The organism is Methylomonas sp. LW13 (assembly GCF_016865255.1).
Taxonomy (GTDB): domain Bacteria; phylum Pseudomonadota; class Gammaproteobacteria; order Methylococcales; family Methylomonadaceae; genus Methylomonas.
This window is the reverse complement of record NZ_CP033381.1, coordinates 2,590,812-2,608,573: the sequence shown is the minus strand read 5'-3', so window position 1 is coordinate 2,608,573 and position 17,762 is coordinate 2,590,812. Positions and strand designations below refer to the sequence as shown.

General features: G+C 48.8%; 17 protein-coding genes and 1 tRNA gene. 6 read left to right on the top strand and 12 right to left on the bottom strand.

The window, feature by feature from the left end; genetic code table 11:
• Positions 1 to 94: 94 nt before the first annotated feature.
• The 5 genes from JL719_RS11720 to JL719_RS11700 all read right to left on the bottom strand — a co-directional run bounded on the left by JL719_RS11720 (position 95) and on the right by JL719_RS11700 (position 6,386).
• Positions 95 to 541, bottom strand: a complete 447-nt coding sequence (locus tag JL719_RS11720; RefSeq protein ID WP_033156235.1) for a hypothetical protein — start codon at positions 539 to 541, stop codon at positions 95 to 97.
• A 25-nt stretch (positions 542 to 566) separates the two neighbouring features.
• Entirely contained in the window at positions 567 to 1,079 is a 513-nt protein-coding gene (locus tag JL719_RS11715) for a hypothetical protein (RefSeq protein WP_033156236.1), read from the bottom strand.
• Entirely contained in the window at positions 1,079 to 1,834 is a 756-nt protein-coding gene (locus JL719_RS11710) for a hypothetical protein (protein WP_129871391.1), read from the bottom strand. Before JL719_RS11710 ends, JL719_RS11715 begins: the two co-directional genes overlap by 1 nt.
• 684 nt (positions 1,835 to 2,518) lie before the next feature.
• Positions 2,519 to 3,394: a hypothetical protein gene (locus tag JL719_RS11705; RefSeq protein WP_033156238.1), complete on the bottom strand. Its 876-nt coding sequence runs from the start codon at positions 3,392 to 3,394 to the stop codon at positions 2,519 to 2,521.
• Between the two features lie 55 nt (positions 3,395 to 3,449).
• Entirely contained in the window at positions 3,450 to 6,386 is a 2,937-nt protein-coding gene (locus JL719_RS11700; RefSeq protein WP_051669858.1) for a UvrD-helicase domain-containing protein, read from the bottom strand.
• 308 nt (positions 6,387 to 6,694) lie between these two features.
• Between JL719_RS11700 and JL719_RS11695 the strand changes: the two genes are divergently transcribed.
• Positions 6,695 to 6,868 (top strand): hypothetical protein, encoded by a 174-nt coding sequence (locus JL719_RS11695; RefSeq protein ID WP_165385953.1) that lies wholly within the window; start codon positions 6,695 to 6,697, stop codon positions 6,866 to 6,868.
• Between the two features lie 234 nt (positions 6,869 to 7,102).
• Here JL719_RS11695 and JL719_RS11690 read toward each other — a convergent pair whose 3' ends face one another.
• Positions 7,103 to 7,654, bottom strand: a complete 552-nt coding sequence (locus tag JL719_RS11690) for a hypothetical protein (RefSeq protein WP_033156240.1) — start codon at positions 7,652 to 7,654, stop codon at positions 7,103 to 7,105.
• 241 nt (positions 7,655 to 7,895) lie between these two features.
• Here JL719_RS11690 and relB point away from each other — a divergent pair, with 241 nt between their 5' ends.
• Together relB and JL719_RS11680 are read left to right on the top strand one after the other, a co-directional pair.
• A complete protein-coding gene (gene relB / locus JL719_RS11685) occupies positions 7,896 to 8,129 on the top strand; it encodes a type II toxin-antitoxin system RelB family anti-toxin (RefSeq protein ID WP_033156241.1) in 234 nt (77 codons plus the stop codon).
• A complete protein-coding gene (locus JL719_RS11680) occupies positions 8,126 to 9,388 on the top strand; it encodes a type II toxin-antitoxin system HipA family toxin (RefSeq protein WP_033156242.1) in 1,263 nt (420 codons plus the stop codon). The genes relB and JL719_RS11680 overlap by 4 nt, the downstream gene beginning before the upstream one ends.
• A 419-nt stretch (positions 9,389 to 9,807) precedes the next feature.
• On the opposite strand, the gene JL719_RS11675 is transcribed toward JL719_RS11680, so the two are convergent.
• From JL719_RS11675 to sbcB, 3 genes are all read right to left on the bottom strand, one after another.
• Positions 9,808 to 9,894, bottom strand: a tRNA-Leu gene (locus tag JL719_RS11675).
• A gap of 117 nt (positions 9,895 to 10,011) precedes the next feature.
• On the bottom strand, positions 10,012 to 11,193 hold the full coding sequence (locus JL719_RS11670; protein WP_033156243.1) for a pyridoxal phosphate-dependent aminotransferase: 1,182 nt from the start codon (positions 11,191 to 11,193) through the stop codon (positions 10,012 to 10,014).
• 110 nt (positions 11,194 to 11,303) lie between these two features.
• Positions 11,304 to 12,737, bottom strand: coding sequence for an exodeoxyribonuclease I (gene sbcB, locus JL719_RS11665; protein ID WP_033156244.1), 1,434 nt, complete (start codon positions 12,735 to 12,737; stop codon positions 11,304 to 11,306).
• Between the two features lie 127 nt (positions 12,738 to 12,864).
• Here sbcB and JL719_RS11660 point away from each other — a divergent pair, with 127 nt between their 5' ends.
• The 3 genes from JL719_RS11660 to JL719_RS11650 all read left to right on the top strand — a co-directional run bounded on the left by JL719_RS11660 (position 12,865) and on the right by JL719_RS11650 (position 14,842).
• Complete coding sequence (locus JL719_RS11660) at positions 12,865 to 13,458, top strand: SRPBCC family protein (RefSeq protein WP_033156245.1); 594 nt, start codon at positions 12,865 to 12,867, stop codon at positions 13,456 to 13,458.
• 68 nt (positions 13,459 to 13,526) lie between these two features.
• The gene (locus JL719_RS11655) at positions 13,527 to 14,480 is read left to right on the top strand and encodes a YVTN family beta-propeller repeat protein (protein ID WP_033156246.1); all 954 of its coding nucleotides are present in this window, start codon (positions 13,527 to 13,529) and stop codon (positions 14,478 to 14,480) included.
• A gap of 71 nt (positions 14,481 to 14,551) precedes the next feature.
• The gene (locus JL719_RS11650; protein ID WP_033156438.1) at positions 14,552 to 14,842 is read left to right on the top strand and encodes a hypothetical protein; all 291 of its coding nucleotides are present in this window, start codon (positions 14,552 to 14,554) and stop codon (positions 14,840 to 14,842) included.
• A 38-nt stretch (positions 14,843 to 14,880) separates the two neighbouring features.
• Here the strand turns inward: JL719_RS11650 and JL719_RS11645 are convergent, their stop codons facing one another.
• From JL719_RS11645 to JL719_RS11635, 3 genes are read right to left on the bottom strand one after another with little or no spacing between them, the layout of a single operon-like run.
• Entirely contained in the window at positions 14,881 to 15,102 is a 222-nt protein-coding gene (locus JL719_RS11645) for a FeoC-like transcriptional regulator (protein WP_033156247.1), read from the bottom strand.
• Positions 15,099 to 17,414 carry a Fe(2+) transporter permease subunit FeoB gene (gene feoB, locus JL719_RS11640; protein ID WP_033156248.1) on the bottom strand — a complete coding sequence of 772 codons (2,316 nt, stop codon included), beginning with the start codon at positions 17,412 to 17,414 and terminating at the stop codon, positions 15,099 to 15,101. The genes JL719_RS11645 and feoB overlap by 4 nt, the downstream gene beginning before the upstream one ends.
• Positions 17,411 to 17,644, bottom strand: a complete 234-nt coding sequence (locus tag JL719_RS11635) for a FeoA family protein (RefSeq protein WP_033156249.1) — start codon at positions 17,642 to 17,644, stop codon at positions 17,411 to 17,413. The genes feoB and JL719_RS11635 overlap by 4 nt, the downstream gene beginning before the upstream one ends.
• Positions 17,645 to 17,762: the final 118 nt, after the last annotated feature.

Genomic DNA, 17,762 nt, shown 5'->3' with positions numbered 1-17,762 from the left:
ACCGGTAGGGCGACAATAGGCGAAGCCGTATTGCGCCGAATGAAACGGTTTCACATCCGGCGTATTACGCTATCGCTAATACACCCTACGCGGGCTAATCACCAGGTTCAGTTTTGTAAATTGGATTCAAAACTTGCGGCAATTCGGGATGTCTAGCCATTATATCTTCGCTTTGCAAATGATCTCTATGAGGGGATTGAACATGAGCATAAGCATGGCCCCGTAAATTACCGGCTTCAGCTTTGTGCGTGGCCGTACGATTTATTACTTCAGTCTTTCCAATTGCCTTAGTTGCCCACCCTTCTACAGAACCGCCTTGGATACTGTCGCCTACTTCAAGCATTGATGTCTCGAAAACTACTTTTGATAAATCTTCCAGCGAAGACTCTATCTCTGCATATCCATTAATACCCAATTTAAACGGGAATACTTTAACTCCGAGGTGTTCATGCACATATGGTGTATATTGATAAAACTGTCGTGTGTTGAAAGAAATTCTTTTCCCTTCAATCGAAGCACAAATGTTTGACTTCTTTGCCATTAAAACAATCCCTTTTCGCCAGATGTTATTCGGAGGGTAGTAATTCGGTAAATTGTTTTCCGGGCAATAGTCTTAAACCTTCCATGACATTTTTCTGCGTGCATTTAAAATAATCGGCATAGTCGGATGTGTCGAAGCTAAAACCTAGTAATTCGTGCATTCTTTCAACCACAAATGCTATTTTCTCTGGATCAACAGAACGTTGTCGAAACGTAAATTTATCCGACTCAGTGTCAAACTCTTCTTCTGATATTGAATTTAAGAGATATGCAGTATGCAGTGCTTGAAAGTCAATCGTCCTTTTCTGCCACACGATTACCGACGATAGAATCGCAATGTCTTTCTGATGATCATCACATAACTGATTGAGGCCATCCCTCACGAATTGTGTCTGTGTTACTGCTACATGCTCCCATCGAGCGCCATCAGTGCTTACAACTCGAAAAAGAACATCTCCTGAAGGATAGCCACCGGAAAGAATACCGCTGCCAATATCTGACGTAGTTCGAAAATCATTCTCAACACGCATTGGCTTCATTACTTTATCCCCATTATTTTATCAGCATCGCCGTATATAAAATCGAATACTTTATTTAAAATAGTACCTGTTACATCTTTCGTGTTAGAAGTATTCAGTAAAGGTCTGCTATTGATATCAACCTTCAACTCAATACCTGTTTCAGATATAGGAAGAGATGAAAAGTCTAATATTAAACCGCTTGATCCAATAGGAATCTCACTTGATGCCATCTTATACTGTGATATCCCAAGGCTTATATAATAATTGTCATCCGTTTTATAGCCAACATTTAAACTAGCACTAGCGGGTAATCCAAAAGACGGTAAAGAAATAAATTTATCTTGTATATAACCGAAAATATCGACATCACTATATTTTTCAATATCTACAGGATACTTCACAGCAACAACAAGCCCGCGCTCCAGTTGAGAAGCTAGCGGAACTACGCTGCACAAACATTCCTGAAATATTGTCACATTATGAATAATATATTTTTTAATATCATCCAAGCCGGGCCAATCTTTATCGTTTATGTCTAAATTAAGCTGAGCGGATACTTGAGTAAAATGCGCAGAAATCAGTCCATTTGATAGTATTACGCGAGCTGCTTGAGGATTAGCATTGTCATCAATATTGGTATTAACAGAAACGGCAGGAATGATAGATTTAAAAGCCTTTTCAATCTCAAATTGTTTGGTCCTTATTTCTAAATCTCTTTTATAGCCAGCCACAAAAATGGCTTGTGCAATCGATTTATTTTCCAGTTTTAACATAGCCTTATCCATTATTTTGTATCAATGCTCAAAGAGCTCAATTGGACGCTTGAAGACATTGAAAGTTTCGCAAAGACGATAGCTGACTTCTGTCTAGCTAGTCTAGCTATGAAATTTGTATTGTGGAGGCAAAAGACTTTTAAACAACTGAATTGCAATAAAAATCTCATTCAGCACACACATGTAGCGCCTTTTTCAGCAGCATTATATAACCCATTTGACAACTTAGGATAGTGGCCTTATTCTGCATTCGTCGCCCACATGGTGGCAAGGGTCTTGGCGGACTCATTATCTACCGGCATATAGCCGCGCAAGCGGTTTTTTTATGTGCGACCGCACGGGCGGGCTGTTGTAGGTGAAAGTCCTACCGTAAGTTGATCACAGCGAACGAAGCGAAGCGCAACTGCATGAGGGTGACTGATTGTGGGGAGGAAGCGCGTAGCGAAGCTGCGAGCCGATGGACAAGAATCGGATAGAAGGCGGTCGCTGCGTAGCAGGGCGAGCGGTCATAATTCCGCGAAGCTCTCGTGATCAAAGCGAAGTGGCGTAAATCCGGCGGTTGTGCAGGGCCGTAGGCTGGGTTGAATACAATGAAACCCAGCATTGACGATATTTTATGCTGGGTATCGCTAACGCTCAACCCAGCCTACGCGTCCAATTATTTTTTAAGCGACTGAGTTAAAATCAATACGCCTGCACCCCAAACCTCAACAACAACCTCGGCAAAATATCATCTAAATTCAACACGTCCTTATCCGTCAATTCAATCAAGTTGAAATTGTATTTCTGGTAAATAGCGAGTTTTTCCTGTTTTCTGGCTTGGTATTTAGCATCGTTGTCGTAGCCCCAGAATTCGATATAGACCTTGCCGGTGGGGATGTAGAAGTCGCAGTACATTTCTTCTTCGATCGGCAGTTTTCGTTCGTAGGCGTGGACGATTTCCGCCATGTACAGCCAATTGTCGATCAACATTTCTGCTTTGGAGCGCACGAAGTGGCCGTCGGTGGTGCGGTGGGTGGCTTCGAATTTGTGGCGGAAGCTGTCCATTTTGTCGGTGTCGGTCTTGGGTTTATCGACGCCTTTCATGTTATCGACATTGTCTTTCAGCGCGCGGTTGCGGGTGATCTTTTCCGGCCAGCGCACGTAAGGAATACCGGAACGGCTGTCTTCGCCTTGTTCGGCGCCCATCGCCAAGCCTTGCTCGGTAACCAGCCAGCCTTTCAAGCCTTTTTTGATCCAGCCGAGCTCTGAAAGGATGTAGTTCATTTTGTTGGCCGGCAGTTCGAATTGTTGCCCGAGCACAGTGGCGGTCAGTAGTTTCGGCGCATCGACTTTGCTTGGCGCGTTCGGCAACTGAAAATCTTCCGGCCAGGCAACGTATTGGCCGTATTTACCGGTTAGATAGACACCGCCGGCGGCACTGCCTGCGTCGGTTAACTGCCATTTGTCTTCTTGTTTTTCGATTAGGCCCAGTGCAGTCAACTGCCCGAACATTTGCTCTTGGGACACCCCGCGTAATTTGGCCAGTTGGGTGGTGGATAGGCGTTTTTCGTCACTCATCGCTGTAGTTCTCTAGTTAGACCGGATCAAGTTTAGACCATGCCCGGAGCCGCTCTTAGGTGGCATTGACGGGGCAGTTGACCTTGGCGGCCTGTAAATCGATAAATTGCTCGGTGTGCGAACAGGAAAACGCTGTGTTTTTTCGGTAATGCGAGCAGCCCCAAAATTGGCCATGCGGTCCTTTGCGCAGCACCATGGCGCCTTGGCAATGTGGGCAGATCGGTTCGACGAAGTCGCAACGGCGATTTTCACAAACGAGAAAGCGGCCTTGAGTTTTCAAGCCGCCGCCACACCATTGACAAGCCCGTTGCGTGTGATTGCACAATGGATATTGATTGCAGCCGAAAAAGCTGCCGTACTGGCTATCTCGCGGTACCATCCAGCCGGTTTTGCATGCTGGACAGGGAATATCGGCAATTTGCTCTTGAAAACCGGGCCCGGTAAATTCGTCGACCGTAACGGCGTAGTCGCCGTCGATTAGTTCTCTGACGAATGGCGACGGGTTAAGGCCGTTGGTGACCAAATACACGTGATGCCGCGCCCGCGTCAGTGCCACGTAGAACAGGCGACGCTCTTCGGCGTGTGCAAAGGCCTCAGCTTGAGGCAACAACAGTTCTAGCAAGGGGTGAGTGGCTTTTTCCGACGGAAAGCCGTGTTCGCCCTTCTCCAAACCGAACACGACCACGTAATCGGCTTCTTTGCCCTTGGAGGCATGTACCGTCATGAATTGCAGCGACAGTTGCGGATAACGGCGCTTTAAGGCGGCGACATCGGGTCGTTTGAAATTGAAGCGCGCTAATAGCAACACGCTGGCAGATGGGTTGGCCTTGCCGGCGACGTCGTCGAGTGCCGCCTGTATGCCCGTTAAATCCTGATCGGTTTTGATGAGGGATACGGCAGCCTGCTCGACAAGCCGCAGGCTACGGATCTGTTTGTCGATCTGGCTGGGGTTTTGGATGACGAAGCGCGAGGCCACTTCGCCAATTTTGTTATTGAAGCGAAAGGTTTGATCCAGCACGCTGGTCGCCGTATCGCCGAAGTGGGTTTGAAAGTCTTTGGTCAGTGCAACGTCGCTGCCGGTAAAGCGGTAGATGGATTGCCAATCATCGCCCACGCTGAACAGGCTGGCTTCCGGTTGCTGGGCCATCAATGCTTTCAGTAAGCGCGCCCGGCTGGCCGAAATATCCTGAAACTCGTCCACCAACACGTATTGGTACGGAGACTTAAAACGTCCGGATTCGACGTACTCGATGGCTCTGCCAATCATATCGTCAAAGTCGATGGTGGCGTTGTCGCGCAACTGTTGTTGGTAGGCTTGGTAGATCGGTTCGAACAAATGCGCGGCAGCACGCATGCGTTCCTGGTCTTCATGCTTGTCCGCCTTTTCGACCAGTTGTTTGATGCTGAGATAAGCGGCTTTGAACAAGCTGAGAATTTGCGCCATCAGTTTGCTGAATTCCGATACCTGGCCTAGCTGATTGAGTTGGTTTAGTAGTTCATTTTGCGGTAAGGGTTGGAACTGAACGCCAGCAGCCTGCAATTTTTCGCTGAGTACCTCGGTCAATCGGCCTTGTTGTTTCAGGTAGCTGTAGGTTTCGATCAACGGGGTTTGATATTTTTGATGTAACTCCCTTTTCCAGGCCATGCCGGCCAGATAGTTGGTTTGCTCGATAAAAGGCGGTGTTTGATTGTGTTCGTTAACCGCAAAGTGTTCGATGTAAATGCCGTAAGCCGGCAGGAAGAAATCCGGTTGGTAGACGCGGTAGTCCGGGCCTGAGGTGTTGACCTGATAATTGGCCTCGTATTGGTAGGCAATGCCTTGTCGATACAAGAAATTGGCAATCTCGCATTCCTCGTAGCTTTTAACGAGCTCGCCCTGTAGCGTACGAATATCGTTTTCAAGGATGTAGGCATTGTAGGCGCCCAAACTCTTGAAATTGAATTGACTTTTATAGGGGTAGGCAAAGCGCAGAAAATAGGTCAGCAGCCGCGAGCGATAACGTTCATCCTCCAGCAAGCTTTGAATGTGGCTATCGACAAACGCGGCGCGCAAGGTATCGTCTTCGGCCATTTTGTCGATGGCCGGCCTGGTACCTTCAACCTGGCTAATGATGTCTAAACCCAGGCCATGAAAGGTTTTAACCGTCAGGTTTTGAATCCCCAGTTTGGACTGGATGCGCTCTTCCATTTCTTGCGCCGCTTTGCGGGCATACGCCAGCATCAAAATCTGTTCGGGTTTTGCCAGACCGGCGTTGATCAGGTAACCCGCGCGGCCAATCATGGTGCTGGTCTTGCCGGTACCCGCGCCGGCCAGCACCAAGTTATGCTGCTCGTCGATGATGCAAGCGTTACGTTGCGCTTCGGTCAGCGGATTGGTTTCGACCTGATCAAAGAAGTCTTTGAATTGCTGAGCCTGTCGAGCGATAAAGGTTTGATTGAGTTTGGCAACCTGCTGGTGTGCGTCGTCCAATAGAGGCCGAATAGCGAGATAATCCTGATGAAGCTCGGCTGGCAAACGCTGCAGACAATCCGTTCTTTTAAGTCCCGCCGCCAACCACAAATGATTGCCTATCCACTGTTCAGCTATGGATCGGCGAATGTATTTTTTATTGGAAAGCAGCAATCTGGCTTCTTGGGATGCTTGTATCAGTGCAGGTACTAACTGCTGGTAAAACCTTTGAATGCGTTGATTAACATAGCGTTTAATCGTGGCCAGCAACAACGCCGACTGCTTTTTGTCGACGCCGCCAAAGCGTAGCGTTTGGCCATCATTTAACGTAAACAACAAAGTATCCCAAAACCAACCGGGGTCGATGCCAATTCCAGGCTGAAGGTTCAAGATTTGGAGCTTGAGTTGCTTTTGGCGCTCATCGATTAACACCAGCGTTTCTGGCTCGAGAACAAAGGCGTGAAAGCGGCGATCTTTTGCAAACCACTTGGCCCAACGACTGAGTTGATAACGTGGTAGCGGCGTGGGGGTTGGTGTCTGCATATGTCCTTACTAAATCAAATTCCCAATGTCGAATCAGGACTACCAAGTAAATCGAGTGGCCAAAACATGGAAATTAACATTTTTAGGCCGGAGCAAGCAAAGTAAAAGCCATCAAGAACGGATTTTGCCGAACTTTGTTGATAGTGGTTTTAGTCATCTGTGCCATCTGAAATTGTTTTGACTATTCACATCGGTTTGGGTGGCTGCCCTGGTTTGTCCGTCCATTCCCAAATTACGCATAATGCCAATCAATAGGCATGGGCGGTTTTTGGCGCCAGGTCGCGGTGAGCCTTCCAGAAGGTCATGACATGAGGTTTACCGATTTCGTGCAGGTTGTGCGGTCGTTCGGTCTGCTTGATGAATTCGACGAACTTGATCATCCGGCCGACCTGCAAGCGGCGATGGGCTTTGGCGTCTTGGCGGGCTTACTGGTGGGCCAGGGCCTGGATGTGTTGACACGCACCACCTCCAGACGCTCGTGAGACAGGATGCTGCGGGCGTGTTGATCTAATACTTCAGAGGCGTCCAGGCTAATGTTGAGTTGTGTTGGGAAACAAGCGATCGTACGAAGTCAGTTTCAATTGCCAAGTGCGGGAGCAGGTATCGGATCTATTTTTGGTGGAAGCCTTGGCGGTAACCTCCACGCGGTGTTATGTGCTTCGAGTAAAGCAATCAGCCTTGCGTTTTTAGTTTGAAGATCGGCTAAAAGCGCATTACTAGTCATCAATGTCATATCCGGATAACAATATTGCCATATCCTCGCCAACACCCCAGCCGACGTTCCGGCCTTGCAGCGCAACTTGCTCGAGTCTGTCTATAAACGGCGAGCGTTTGGCTTCCGGCAATGCCATGACATATTTCAACGCTTGTTCGAACATTCGCACCAAGGCATCAAAATACCCTTCATCGTCCATGCCGCAGTAGCCCAGGAAAACAAATACTTCTTCGCAATAGAAAATTGACAGTTCGGCCAGTCCTTCAGGTTGACCGACCGCTTTTTTGTAATCGGTAATCGCTTTCTTCGCTTTGGCCACTGAAATAGGTTGATTACGCATCACATCCGGGCAAATCCAGCGGGAAATCGTGTCCTTATAGGGTTTGAGAATATCCTCACCCAACCCGAATCGGGCATGCAGAAACGTTTGATTATCTTTATTGGCTGAGTATAGGTCTTGTATCAGCCCGATCAGACCAACTCGATCGACGTCAGCCAATTTGGATTTAACGTCGCTCCAGGTTGCTTTGGTTTTTTTCTGTTTGCTAGTCATTTGCTGTCGGTTATTGTTTGGTTCGTACTTGCAGTTAGCCTAAGTTATATCATCAGCATACAACGCTAACCATCACAGTCAGACTGAGCTGAATAGAGCTGACACTGAAAGGGGTTATTTTTCCCGAACGGGAACTTCAATGCTTGTCTATCGTAAATTCTAAATTAAATTTCCCGTTCGGGAAATTAAACTTGTATATTGGTTGTTTTCGCCTAATAATTTCCCGAACGGGAAAAACCTCATGATCAACATCCAATCTACCCAACAACTTGGCCAAGCGCTACGCTCTGCCCGCAAACAACTCGAATTAACTCAATCCGAACTAGCGTTGGCGGCAGGCGTGGGCGTTCGCTTTATCGTCGACCTCGAAGCAGGCAAGCCGACCGTGCGTCTGGAAACGGTGATGCGCGTGATTGAAGCACTGGGTGGGCAGGTCATGCTCGATGGCCTGCCGGACATAACCGAAGCACCATGAGCCATTTGCTTGCTGTCTATTTATTTGATCGTCGAGTGGGGGATTTGGCCCTGGTTGAAGGCAGACTGCAATTTAGCTACTGCGCCGACTGGCTGCAACATGCCGACGCTGTCCCGCTGTCCTGCTCGTTACCGTTGCAAGTAGAGGTTTTCAACGACCAACAGACGCGGCCTTTCTTTGCTGGATTGTTACCGGAAGGCAAATTACGCCAACTGATTGCTCGCCAGTTTCAGGTCTCGAAGCAGAACGACTTTGCCTTGCTCGATCATATCGGCGGCGAATGCGCTGGTGCGGTTTCGCTATTGCCGCCAGACCGATTACCCGCTGTATCTGAACCAGCGAACGAGATCGACTGGTTATCCGACTCTGACGTAGTGGCCTTGCTGGATGAATTGCCACAGCGGCCGATGCTGGCTGGTCGAGATGGCTTGCGCCTGTCCTTGGCGGGCGCTCAGGATAAGTTGCCGGTGGTATTTGATGGTCAACGAATCGGTCTGCCCCGCAATGGCACGCCCAGTAGCCATATTCTCAAACCGGCCATCGCTGCCGTGGAAGACAGTGTAATCAACGAAGGTTTCTGTCTGGCATTGGCAGGTGCAATGCAATTCCAGACCGCACAGTCGAGGATTTGTGCCATTCGCGACCGCTCATTTTTGCTGGTTGAGCGTTATGACAGAACTCAAACTGCAATTGGCCAATGCGTGCGTCTGCATCAGGAAGATTTCTGCCAGGCACTAGGCGTGGTACCGGAACTGAAATATCAGAACGAGGGTGGGCCGGGTTTGGAACGGTGCTTCGATTTGGTCCGCCGCGTGACCCGACCGAGTGCGACGCAGGTGTTGCGACTGCTGGATGCGGTCATTTTCAATGCCTTGATTGGCAACCACGACGCCCATGCCAAGAACTTTTCTATCTTGTATGCCGACAAGGGTGCCGTTCTGGCGCCACTTTATGACGTCCTGTCAACCGCCGTTTATCCCAGTCTGACGCCCAAGATGGCAATGCAGTTGGGTGGCAAATATAAATTTAGCGAAGTGCAGGCAAGACACTGGGACCGCTTTGCCCAAGCGGCGGGCTTGTCGGTAGCGCAAACCCGAAAACGCATTCTTGGTTTGTGCCAACGGCTACCGGTGGTTGCTCGCAGGTTGCAGACATCGGCGGATCATGAATTTGCTGGAAACCCAGTGATTGAACAACTCGTACAGCTGATCGAGCAACGCGCGGCGCTGACGGTCAGGCGGTTCGCCGGGTTTGATTAAACTCTAAAGCTGTTGGATACTCGACACAGACTAGAGGGACGCCGGTGACTGTCACTTATTGAAATGCTTGGGGTGATCTAATTGATATTTGGAAAAATAGGATAGCTCGGTTTCTTCTGGTGATGCAGAGGGCAGATGAGAATAGAGCTTGTTGACCACATTTTTGAACCACAGTGGTCTGTAGATTAAGACAAATATCAGGATTGAGTCGGTGACCGGGACCGGGAGTATTTCTAAGCAGCCGATAGTGACTAAAACTAGAAACCACTTGAGGCGCCATAGCAGCGGCGGATTTCTGCGTTTAAAGTGAAATATTTTCTTCATGCTCAACCAGTTTTACCGAGGCGTTATTCAAAGGGAACGTGGCAATCATTAGGCATAAAAAAAGGACCAGGTGTAACCAAAGTCCTTTATTTTTATGGTGCCTCAGACCGGAATCGAACCGGTACGACCTTTCGGTCGCGAGATTTTAAGTCTCGTGCGTCTACCTATTTCGCCACCGAGGCCTTCTTACTGATGAAGTGCGAAGGCCGCGAATTCTATAGCATTGATTAAATTTGTCAATTGAAAAATGGCAAATTAATGTCGGTTTATCCGTTCGCGATGACAAATCCTAATAGGCCTTAAACCGCTTGTTTGATTCTGAGTAAGGCATTTTCCAGATTGGTCATGCTGGTGGCAATGGAGATTCTAATGTGGCCAGGGCAACCGAAAGCGGAGCCTGGCACCAGGGCCACGCCGGCTTTTTCGATTAAGTATTCGGCAAATTCCAGATCGTCGTTGATACCGTCCAGTCTGTTCAACAGCTTTTCCACATTCGGGAACACGTAGAAGGTGCCGTCGGTAGGTAAGCATTCAATACCATCGATGCTGTTCAGTTCGGCAACCACGTAATCGTGGCGCTTTTTAAATTCCACCATCATCGTGTCGATGCAGCCTTGATCGCCGTTCAGCGCTTCTTCCGCTGCCACTTGGGAAATCGATGTAGGGTTAGAAGTGCTTTGCGATTGGATGATGCACATGGCTTCGATCAACGGTGCCGGGCCGGCAGCATAGCCGATCCGCCAACCGGTCATGGAATACGCTTTGGATACACCGTTTAAGACGATAGTGCGGTCATAAAAGCCGGGGTGGGCATTCAGGATATTGACGAATTCGCCTTTATTCCAGAGGATCAATTCGTACATGTCGTCGGTTGCGATCAACACCTCAGGAAAATCCAATAACACGTCGCCCAGTGCTTTTAATTCTTCCAGGCTATAAGCGGCTCCGGTGGGGTTGGACGGACTGTTAATGACCAATAGGCGGGTTTTTGGAGTAATCGCGGTGCGCAATTGTGCAGGGGTGATCTTAAAGTTTTGAATTTGTCCGGCTTCTAAAATCACCGGGACGCCGTCGGCCAGCAGGACCATATCCGGGTAGGACACCCAGTATGGGGCGGGGATGATGACTTCGTCGCCGGGATTTAGCAGCGCTTGCGCCAAGTTGAAAAAGCTTTGTTTGCCGCCGCAGGACACCAGGATTTGATTGGGCTGATAATCCAAACCGTTATCGCGGTTGAACTTGGCAATGATGGCTTTTTTCAAGCCGGCCGTACCGTCAACGGCGGTGTATTTGGTAAATCCGGAGTTGATGGCTTTAATGGCGGCGGCTTTAATATGCTCCGGCGTATCGAAATCCGGCTCGCCGGCGCCCAGGCCGATAATGTCTTTGCCGGCGGCGCGCATCGCAGCGGCACGGGCGGTAATGGCCAGGGTAGGGGAGGGTTTGACCGCTTTTACGCGGTTAGACAGGTTAATGCTCATGATGCCTCGGTCGAAATTTACTCAAATGGTCACCATTATACGGCATAACGCTAAAAGCGCCTTATTCCTGAAACGATCTACTGGCTTTTAAATCGGCAAAAAACATCAACTCAAAATTTTAAGCGTCGATCTTCCGCATAGGCTGCCAAATCGTTCAGTATCGATTGATTTACATTTGGCTCGTCCCGCAATAGTTTAATTTTGGCGTTGAACTGCTCCAGCGTCAGTCCCCCGGTCGCCAGTGTGCCGTTTAGCTTGTCCCGGCAATATTGCTGCCAGAGTTGGGCGTCTTCCCTGGATAGGGTATGCGGATAATTCCGGGCACGATAGCGAAACAGCATTTCCGGCAAACGGACATCGTCGAAATCGGTGTCAAATTCGGATAGCTCGCTGGGTTTGGCTTGCCTGATCCTGGCCATGGCCGCCTTGTCTTTGTTGCTGAAAAATCCCCCACTGTAAATCATCAAATCAGGATCGGTAGATGAGTCTTGATATTGCCGGGTAAATACGTGCGACAGCTTTTCCGCTAGAGATGGCGCAATCTGAATCCGCTGCAAATGGGATAGGCACAAGTCCAAGTCGAGTTGCAAGCGTTCGGCATCGGCCGGGCGTATCACCGACAACGGTGCCAACACCGGCGATTTGTTGATATGTACGGTTTTTAAGGGAATTCTGGCAATGCCTTCCGGCAGTGCTTCGGTGGCAACAAACAGTCGCTGCTGAATTTCTTCTGCACTTAACTCAAGCAAAGGTGCCGGATCGACGGAAAGATCGTAAACGATGACTTCGTTGTTATTGCTTGGATGCTGAGCTAAGGGCAGAATCACGGCCAGGCTATTATTCCGGGCCGAAAAGCGGCCGGAGACATGAATTAAGGGCTTAAAGCTGCCGAGTTGCAGTAGGTTTAGTGCGGTGTTTTTATAGCGATTGGTCAATAAGTAGTTGAATAGTTTTGGCTGCCGCTCCCTGATTAATTTAGCCATTGCGATGGTTGCATACACATCCGATAACGCATCATGGGCAGCTTCATGGGCGATACCGTTAGCCTTGGTGAGTTCTTCCAATTTAAAGCTGGCAACACCGTCGGCATTAACCGGCCACTCGATGCCTTCCGGTCTCAAGGCTTTGGCGGCGCGCACTACATCGATAATATCCCAGCGCGAGTTGCCGTTTTGCCATTCGCGCGCATAGGGATCGTAAAAATTACGGTAAAGCAGGTTGCGAGTCACTTCATCGTCGAAACGGATGCTGTTGTAACCAACGCCGCAGGTACCGGGTTCGGCGAGTTGTTGATTGATAATGGCGGCAAACTCCGCTTCGCAAACGCCTTTTTCGGCGGCCAATTGCGGGGTAATACCGGTTATCAGGCAGGCTTCGGGGTGTGGCAAGTAATTGTCGGCGGGCTGGCAGTAGGCCATGATGGGCTGGCCGATGATGTTGAAATCCACATCCGTGCGGATGCCGGCAAACTGACAAGGCCGGTCGCGTTGCGGATCGATGCCGAAGGTTTCGTAATCGTGCCAGAAAAAAGTAGCTGTAGTCATAAAATACGTGCGGGTAGGATGGCGGAGTCGGGAAAATTTCCGCAAACATGCTTTTGCGAATACTTGCGGACGGATTTTATTTTATAATCGCCCGCTCCATTTTATGTGTCCATCATAGGAAAGTGTTATGAAAAAAACCTCGTTGCTCGTTTCAACCGTTTTATTTTTGTTCGCCGGTTTTGCCCATGCTCATGGTCCGGTCAGAGCAAAAATGACAGCCACCATCACTGTTGATGCTCCAGCAGCCAAAGTGTGGGATTTGATCAAGAACTACGATGATATGTCTTGGCACCCAGGCATTAAAAGCGTGAAAGGCGACGGCACCAATAATAAAGGCGCTATCCGCGTGTTGACTTTGGCGAACGGTACCATCACAGAAGAATTAAAAGCCTATGACGCCGCGAAATTCTCTTACAAATACAAAATCACTGATATGAGCTCAACCGGCACCATTAAACACGCCGGTCAAGACGAGCCGCTGCCAGTATTGCCAGTGGGTAACTATGCGGCAGAATTGTCCGTGAACGATAAAGGCGGTAAAGCCGAAATCGAATGGGTAGCCACTTATTACCGTGCCTATGTTAACAACAACCCACCAGCGGAGTTGAACGAAGAAACTGCCGATAAAGCGGTTAGCAATGTTTTGAAAACCGGTCTGGAAGCGATTGCTAAAAAAGTAGGCTCAGGTTCCGCCGCGGTTGAGATCGACATTAAACGCTAAGTTGTTCTTATCTGGTTCTCGGTCATTCGCGCCGAGAACCCTCGCTCCCCATTCCTGTTATTCTCACCATGCGCATCAGATATTCGTTGTTGGCTTTTTCATTGCTCGGTGCATTCTCATCTGGCGTTAGCGCTGATTCGCGCGCTTTTATTACCAATCAGTTGGACAATTCGGTATCTGTTATCGATACCAAAAGCCAACAGGTCGTTGAAACGATCAAAGTGGAAGGTAAGCCGGCTGGCGTTGCGCTGAATCAACCGAAGAAACAGGTATATATCAGCACCCCGGAAGGCGGCGGATTTGCGGTTTTGGATAGCGAAAAACTCACTAAATTAACCAATGTTAAGGTCGGCGGCGCTTCGCTAGGGATCACCGCGGACAGAAAGGGCGAGCAGGTATTTGTCGCTGATTGGTATGAAAATTCTGTGACGGTTTTTGATACCAAAAACTTCGCGAAAATTAAAACGCTTACGGTCGGCAAATCGCCGTCCGGCATGACCGTTAGTCCGGATAATCGCTGGCTGTATGTTGCCAATCGTATCGACGATTCGATTTCGCAAATCGATTTAAGCAAACTGACTATCCGTAATACCACCAAAGTCGGCGCGCATCCGTTTGGCATAGCGGTGGATAGTCAGGGTAAGCGTTTGTATTCCGCTAATGTGGAAAGTGACAATGTGACTGTTTTGGACGCCCGCAGTCTAAAGCGTTTGGCTACCATCAAGGTTGGCGCCAGACCGTATGCGGTTGCACTGGCGTTGAACGATAGCCTGCTGTTTGTTACTAATCAGGACGATAGCACCGTATCGGTCGTTGATACCGCCACATATAAGCAAATTGACGTGGTCGCAGTCGGCGATAAGCCGGAAGGCATCAGCACGCATCCGGATGACCAGAACGTCTATGTTGCCAACTGGTTTGACAATAATGTGTCCGTCATCGACGCTAAAACCCTGAAAGTGGTGAACACGATTAAAACTGGGGAGGGCAGCCGTGCTTTTGGCGAGTTCATTGCACGCTAGGCGATTCGGCATTTTGATGGCCGCGCATGTATGGTAGACTGCGCGCCGTTGCTAACCTCATTGAGAAATATATGGCTGAAACCGTTGAAGATTTAACCATTAGTTACGAAGACGGCGGCGTTGAAACTGTCAAAGAACTGGACAAAAAAGTCCTGAGCAAGGGCGCTTGGGCGACGGTCATTTACCGTTATCAGGATTGGGAGCCGGCTAAAAATCAATATAGCCAGGATAGATTTAGCATTCGCCGCTATCAAAAACGCAACGGCGAATATCAGCAAAAATCCAAATTCAATATTTCCAGCGAAAAACAAGCGCAAGAGTTAATCGACGCGCTACAGGGTTGGTTGGCGGAAGACCAATAACAACCGGAAGCGTAGCGAGATGTTACAGCCTTGCTACGCTAATCCACCCATTCATATATCTCTGTCAAAGCCGGATCGCATTTGCAGCAACTAGTGCCGCAGGAAGCGCCGACAGGACTTAATCGTACTTTGCCTTTGTTGATCCACTTGCCCAGCATGCCGCGTAAAGCGTCGGCATCCATGTGAAAGTGCAACACAAGATCACTCAAAGTGACTCGGCGTTTTTCCTGCAAATAACTGCGTAAGTCGGACAATATCATTGCGGGACGCCACTGGCTTGGCGCACGCCGTAAAATCGCAACAGGAATAGTACTCCGGCAAAGATAAGCGTTAATGCCAATATCCAGACGACAGCTGAATCGGGGTGCTGGGCATAAGTCATGCCTTGGTAGAAGAGGGTAGCGGTCAAGTAAGCCACAAAAGTAGTCCAGCACACCACAAACAAAGCCCAGCTGCCGTTGGTTTCTTTGTATATTGCCGCAGTGGCGGCTACGCAGGGCGCATACAATAATATAAACAGCAAATAGGCGAAGGCACCGATCTGACCATCAAAATGGGCTTGCATGACGCCGAAAGTATCGAGTTTGACTTGCTGCTGTTCCGCTGCCGCAGCCTGATCGGATATGTTGGCTATGCCCAATCCCAATGGGTCCAGCAGCTTGTCGGCAATTGCCGTCAGGTTGTCCGGTACCGTTTGACAAGCCTCTAACAAGGCTTGCTGTAAATCAAAGCTTTTTTCTTCTTCGGCATGATCGGAAACAGCCATTTGACTGTACAACGCATCCAACGTACCGACTACGGCTTCCTTAGCCAACACGCCGGTAAAGATGCCGACGGTCGCCGGCCAGTTATCGTGGGCGATACCCATGGGGTGGAATACAGGTGTCAATGCGCGGCCGATTTCGCTTAGTACTGATTTATCGCTATTTTCCTGTCCGAAACTACCGTCCGTACCCAAAGAATTTAATACATTTAACACCAGTACCATAGGCACGATGACTTTGCCTGCGTTGAAGATAAAGGTTTTCAAGCGTTCCCAGGTTTTGGTGTAGACACCTTGCAAAGTGGGCAAATGGTAAGCGGGTAGTTCCATCAAAAAAGGAGTAGGGGAGCCGCGCAGCAAGGTGTGACGCATGATTAAACCGGTCAACACCGCCACCACAATACCGAACAAATACAAACCAAACACCAGATTCTGGCCGCCAACCGGGAAAAAGGCCGCGGCAAACAAGGCATAAACGGGCAGGCGGGCGCCGCAGGACATGAACGGATTCATCAAATTGGTCAATACCCGGTCACGCTGATTATCCAGCGTCCGGGTCGCGATAATGGCCGGTACATTGCAGCCAAAACCGACGATCATCGGCACAAACGATTTGCCGGGCAGGCCGATGATGCACATGAACCGGTCCATTACAAATGCAGCTCTGGACATGTAGCCGGAATCTTCCAGCATCGATAAAAATATGAATAAAAAGCCGACAATGGGGATAAAGGTAGACACCACTTGAATACCGCCGCCGATGCCGCTGCTGATCAACACCACCAGCCAAGCAGGCCAATTCATGCCAGTTAATAGTTCGCTTAAACCGTCCACAAGTAACGCACCGACCGCTTTGTCGAAAAAGTCAACGAAAGCACTGCCGATGTTGATGGTAAACATGAACATGGCATACATGACCAACAAGAAAATCGGAATCCCCAAAAATCGATTTAACACCACGCTGTCGATTTTATCGGTGGTGCTGCGGGAAACCTCGTTAAGTTTGCAGACGCTGGTTTGTACCAGTTGATTAACCAAACCGTAGCGCGCGTCGGCCGCGAGTATGTCGATTTCATCTTGAGTTTGCGTTTCGATATCGGCGCGGAATTGTTCGGCAATTTTTTGTAGTTCAGGGCCGGCAAGTTGTTTTGCCAAGGTATCATTTTCAAGTAAGCGCAAGGCAAGCCAGCGGCTGTCACAAACTAAATCGACAGATTGTTGAGCCAATAGAGCCTGCAATTGACTGACAGCTTGTTCTATAGCTGGATGGTAATTAACTTGTAATGCGGGAATGGGCTTGCTGAGGCTAGCTTTATTGATAAGGTCGCGTAATTCCTTAATGCCGGAACCCGTAGCGGCGGTAACCGGTACTACCGGGCAAGCCATTTGTTTGGTAAGCAGTTCGATGTCGATCTTGATGCCGCGCTTTTTTACCGCATCCATCATGTTCAGTACCAAAATCATCGGCACCCGCATTTCTATCAATTGCGAGGTTAGATATAGGTTTCGTTCTATATTGGAGGCATCGACGATGTTAATAATTAAATCAGCTTGGCGGGAAGCGACGTAATCGCGCGCGACTTTTTCGTCAAGGGAGATACTGTCGTCGTCGGCTTCTAGTGAATAAGTGCCGGGTAGATCGACCAGGCTTATCTGTTTGCCTTGGTGCGCGTATTCGCCGGTTTTTTGTTCAACAGTCACACCAGGCCAGTTGCCGACGTGTTGCCTGGAGCCGGTCAGTGCATTGAACAGTGTGGTTTTTCCGCAATTTGGGTTACCAACCACGCCAACAGTAAAATCCATACTCATATTTTTTCTATAAGTAAGACGGAAGCCTCGTTTTTACGCAGCGACAACGAAAAGCCGCGAATTTTGATTTCAACCGGATCGCCCATCGGTGCAAATCGCGTAATTGTAAATTCAGTGCCTGGCGTTAAACCCATGGCCAACAACTTCTTGCGATAAACGCCACCCGATTGATCAAATCCAACTATACGGCCTGTATCGCCAGTCGCCAGCGCTTTAAGATATGTCGACATGCAAACTAATTAATAATTGTTCTCATTAAGTTGCAATATAGCACATCATCCCAAAGGGATCACAATATTAGTTTACCGAATAACTACAGATTTCAGTAAATTCGCATAATGTATATTA

Coding starts and splice junctions, on each gene's coding strand:
- JL719_RS11660 (WP_033156245.1), top strand. CDS start 12,865: ATGAAAAAAACCTCGTTGCTCGTTTCAACCGTTTTATTTTTGTTCGCC.
- JL719_RS11670 (WP_033156243.1), bottom strand. CDS start 11,193: ATGAGCATTAACCTGTCTAACCGCGTAAAAGCGGTCAAACCCTCCCCT.
- relB (WP_033156241.1), top strand. CDS start 7,896: ATGATCAACATCCAATCTACCCAACAACTTGGCCAAGCGCTACGCTCT.
- JL719_RS11720 (WP_033156235.1), bottom strand. CDS start 541: ATGGCAAAGAAGTCAAACATTTGTGCTTCGATTGAAGGGAAAAGAATT.
- JL719_RS11690 (WP_033156240.1), bottom strand. CDS start 7,654: ATGACTAGCAAACAGAAAAAAACCAAAGCAACCTGGAGCGACGTTAAA.
- JL719_RS11710 (WP_129871391.1), bottom strand. CDS start 1,834: ATGTTAAAACTGGAAAATAAATCGATTGCACAAGCCATTTTTGTGGCT.
- JL719_RS11655 (WP_033156246.1), top strand. CDS start 13,527: ATGCGCATCAGATATTCGTTGTTGGCTTTTTCATTGCTCGGTGCATTC.
- JL719_RS11715 (WP_033156236.1), bottom strand. CDS start 1,079: ATGAAGCCAATGCGTGTTGAGAATGATTTTCGAACTACGTCAGATATT.
- JL719_RS11635 (WP_033156249.1), bottom strand. CDS start 17,644: ATGTCGACATATCTTAAAGCGCTGGCGACTGGCGATACAGGCCGTATA.
- JL719_RS11680 (WP_033156242.1), top strand. CDS start 8,126: ATGAGCCATTTGCTTGCTGTCTATTTATTTGATCGTCGAGTGGGGGAT.
- JL719_RS11700 (WP_051669858.1), bottom strand. CDS start 6,386: ATGCAGACACCAACCCCCACGCCGCTACCACGTTATCAACTCAGTCGT.
- JL719_RS11650 (WP_033156438.1), top strand. CDS start 14,552: ATGGCTGAAACCGTTGAAGATTTAACCATTAGTTACGAAGACGGCGGC.
- feoB (WP_033156248.1), bottom strand. CDS start 17,414: ATGAGTATGGATTTTACTGTTGGCGTGGTTGGTAACCCAAATTGCGGA.
- JL719_RS11695 (WP_165385953.1), top strand. CDS start 6,695: ATGAGGTTTACCGATTTCGTGCAGGTTGTGCGGTCGTTCGGTCTGCTT.
- JL719_RS11645 (WP_033156247.1), bottom strand. CDS start 15,102: ATGATATTGTCCGACTTACGCAGTTATTTGCAGGAAAAACGCCGAGTC.
- JL719_RS11705 (WP_033156238.1), bottom strand. CDS start 3,394: ATGAGTGACGAAAAACGCCTATCCACCACCCAACTGGCCAAATTACGC.
- sbcB (WP_033156244.1), bottom strand. CDS start 12,737: ATGACTACAGCTACTTTTTTCTGGCACGATTACGAAACCTTCGGCATC.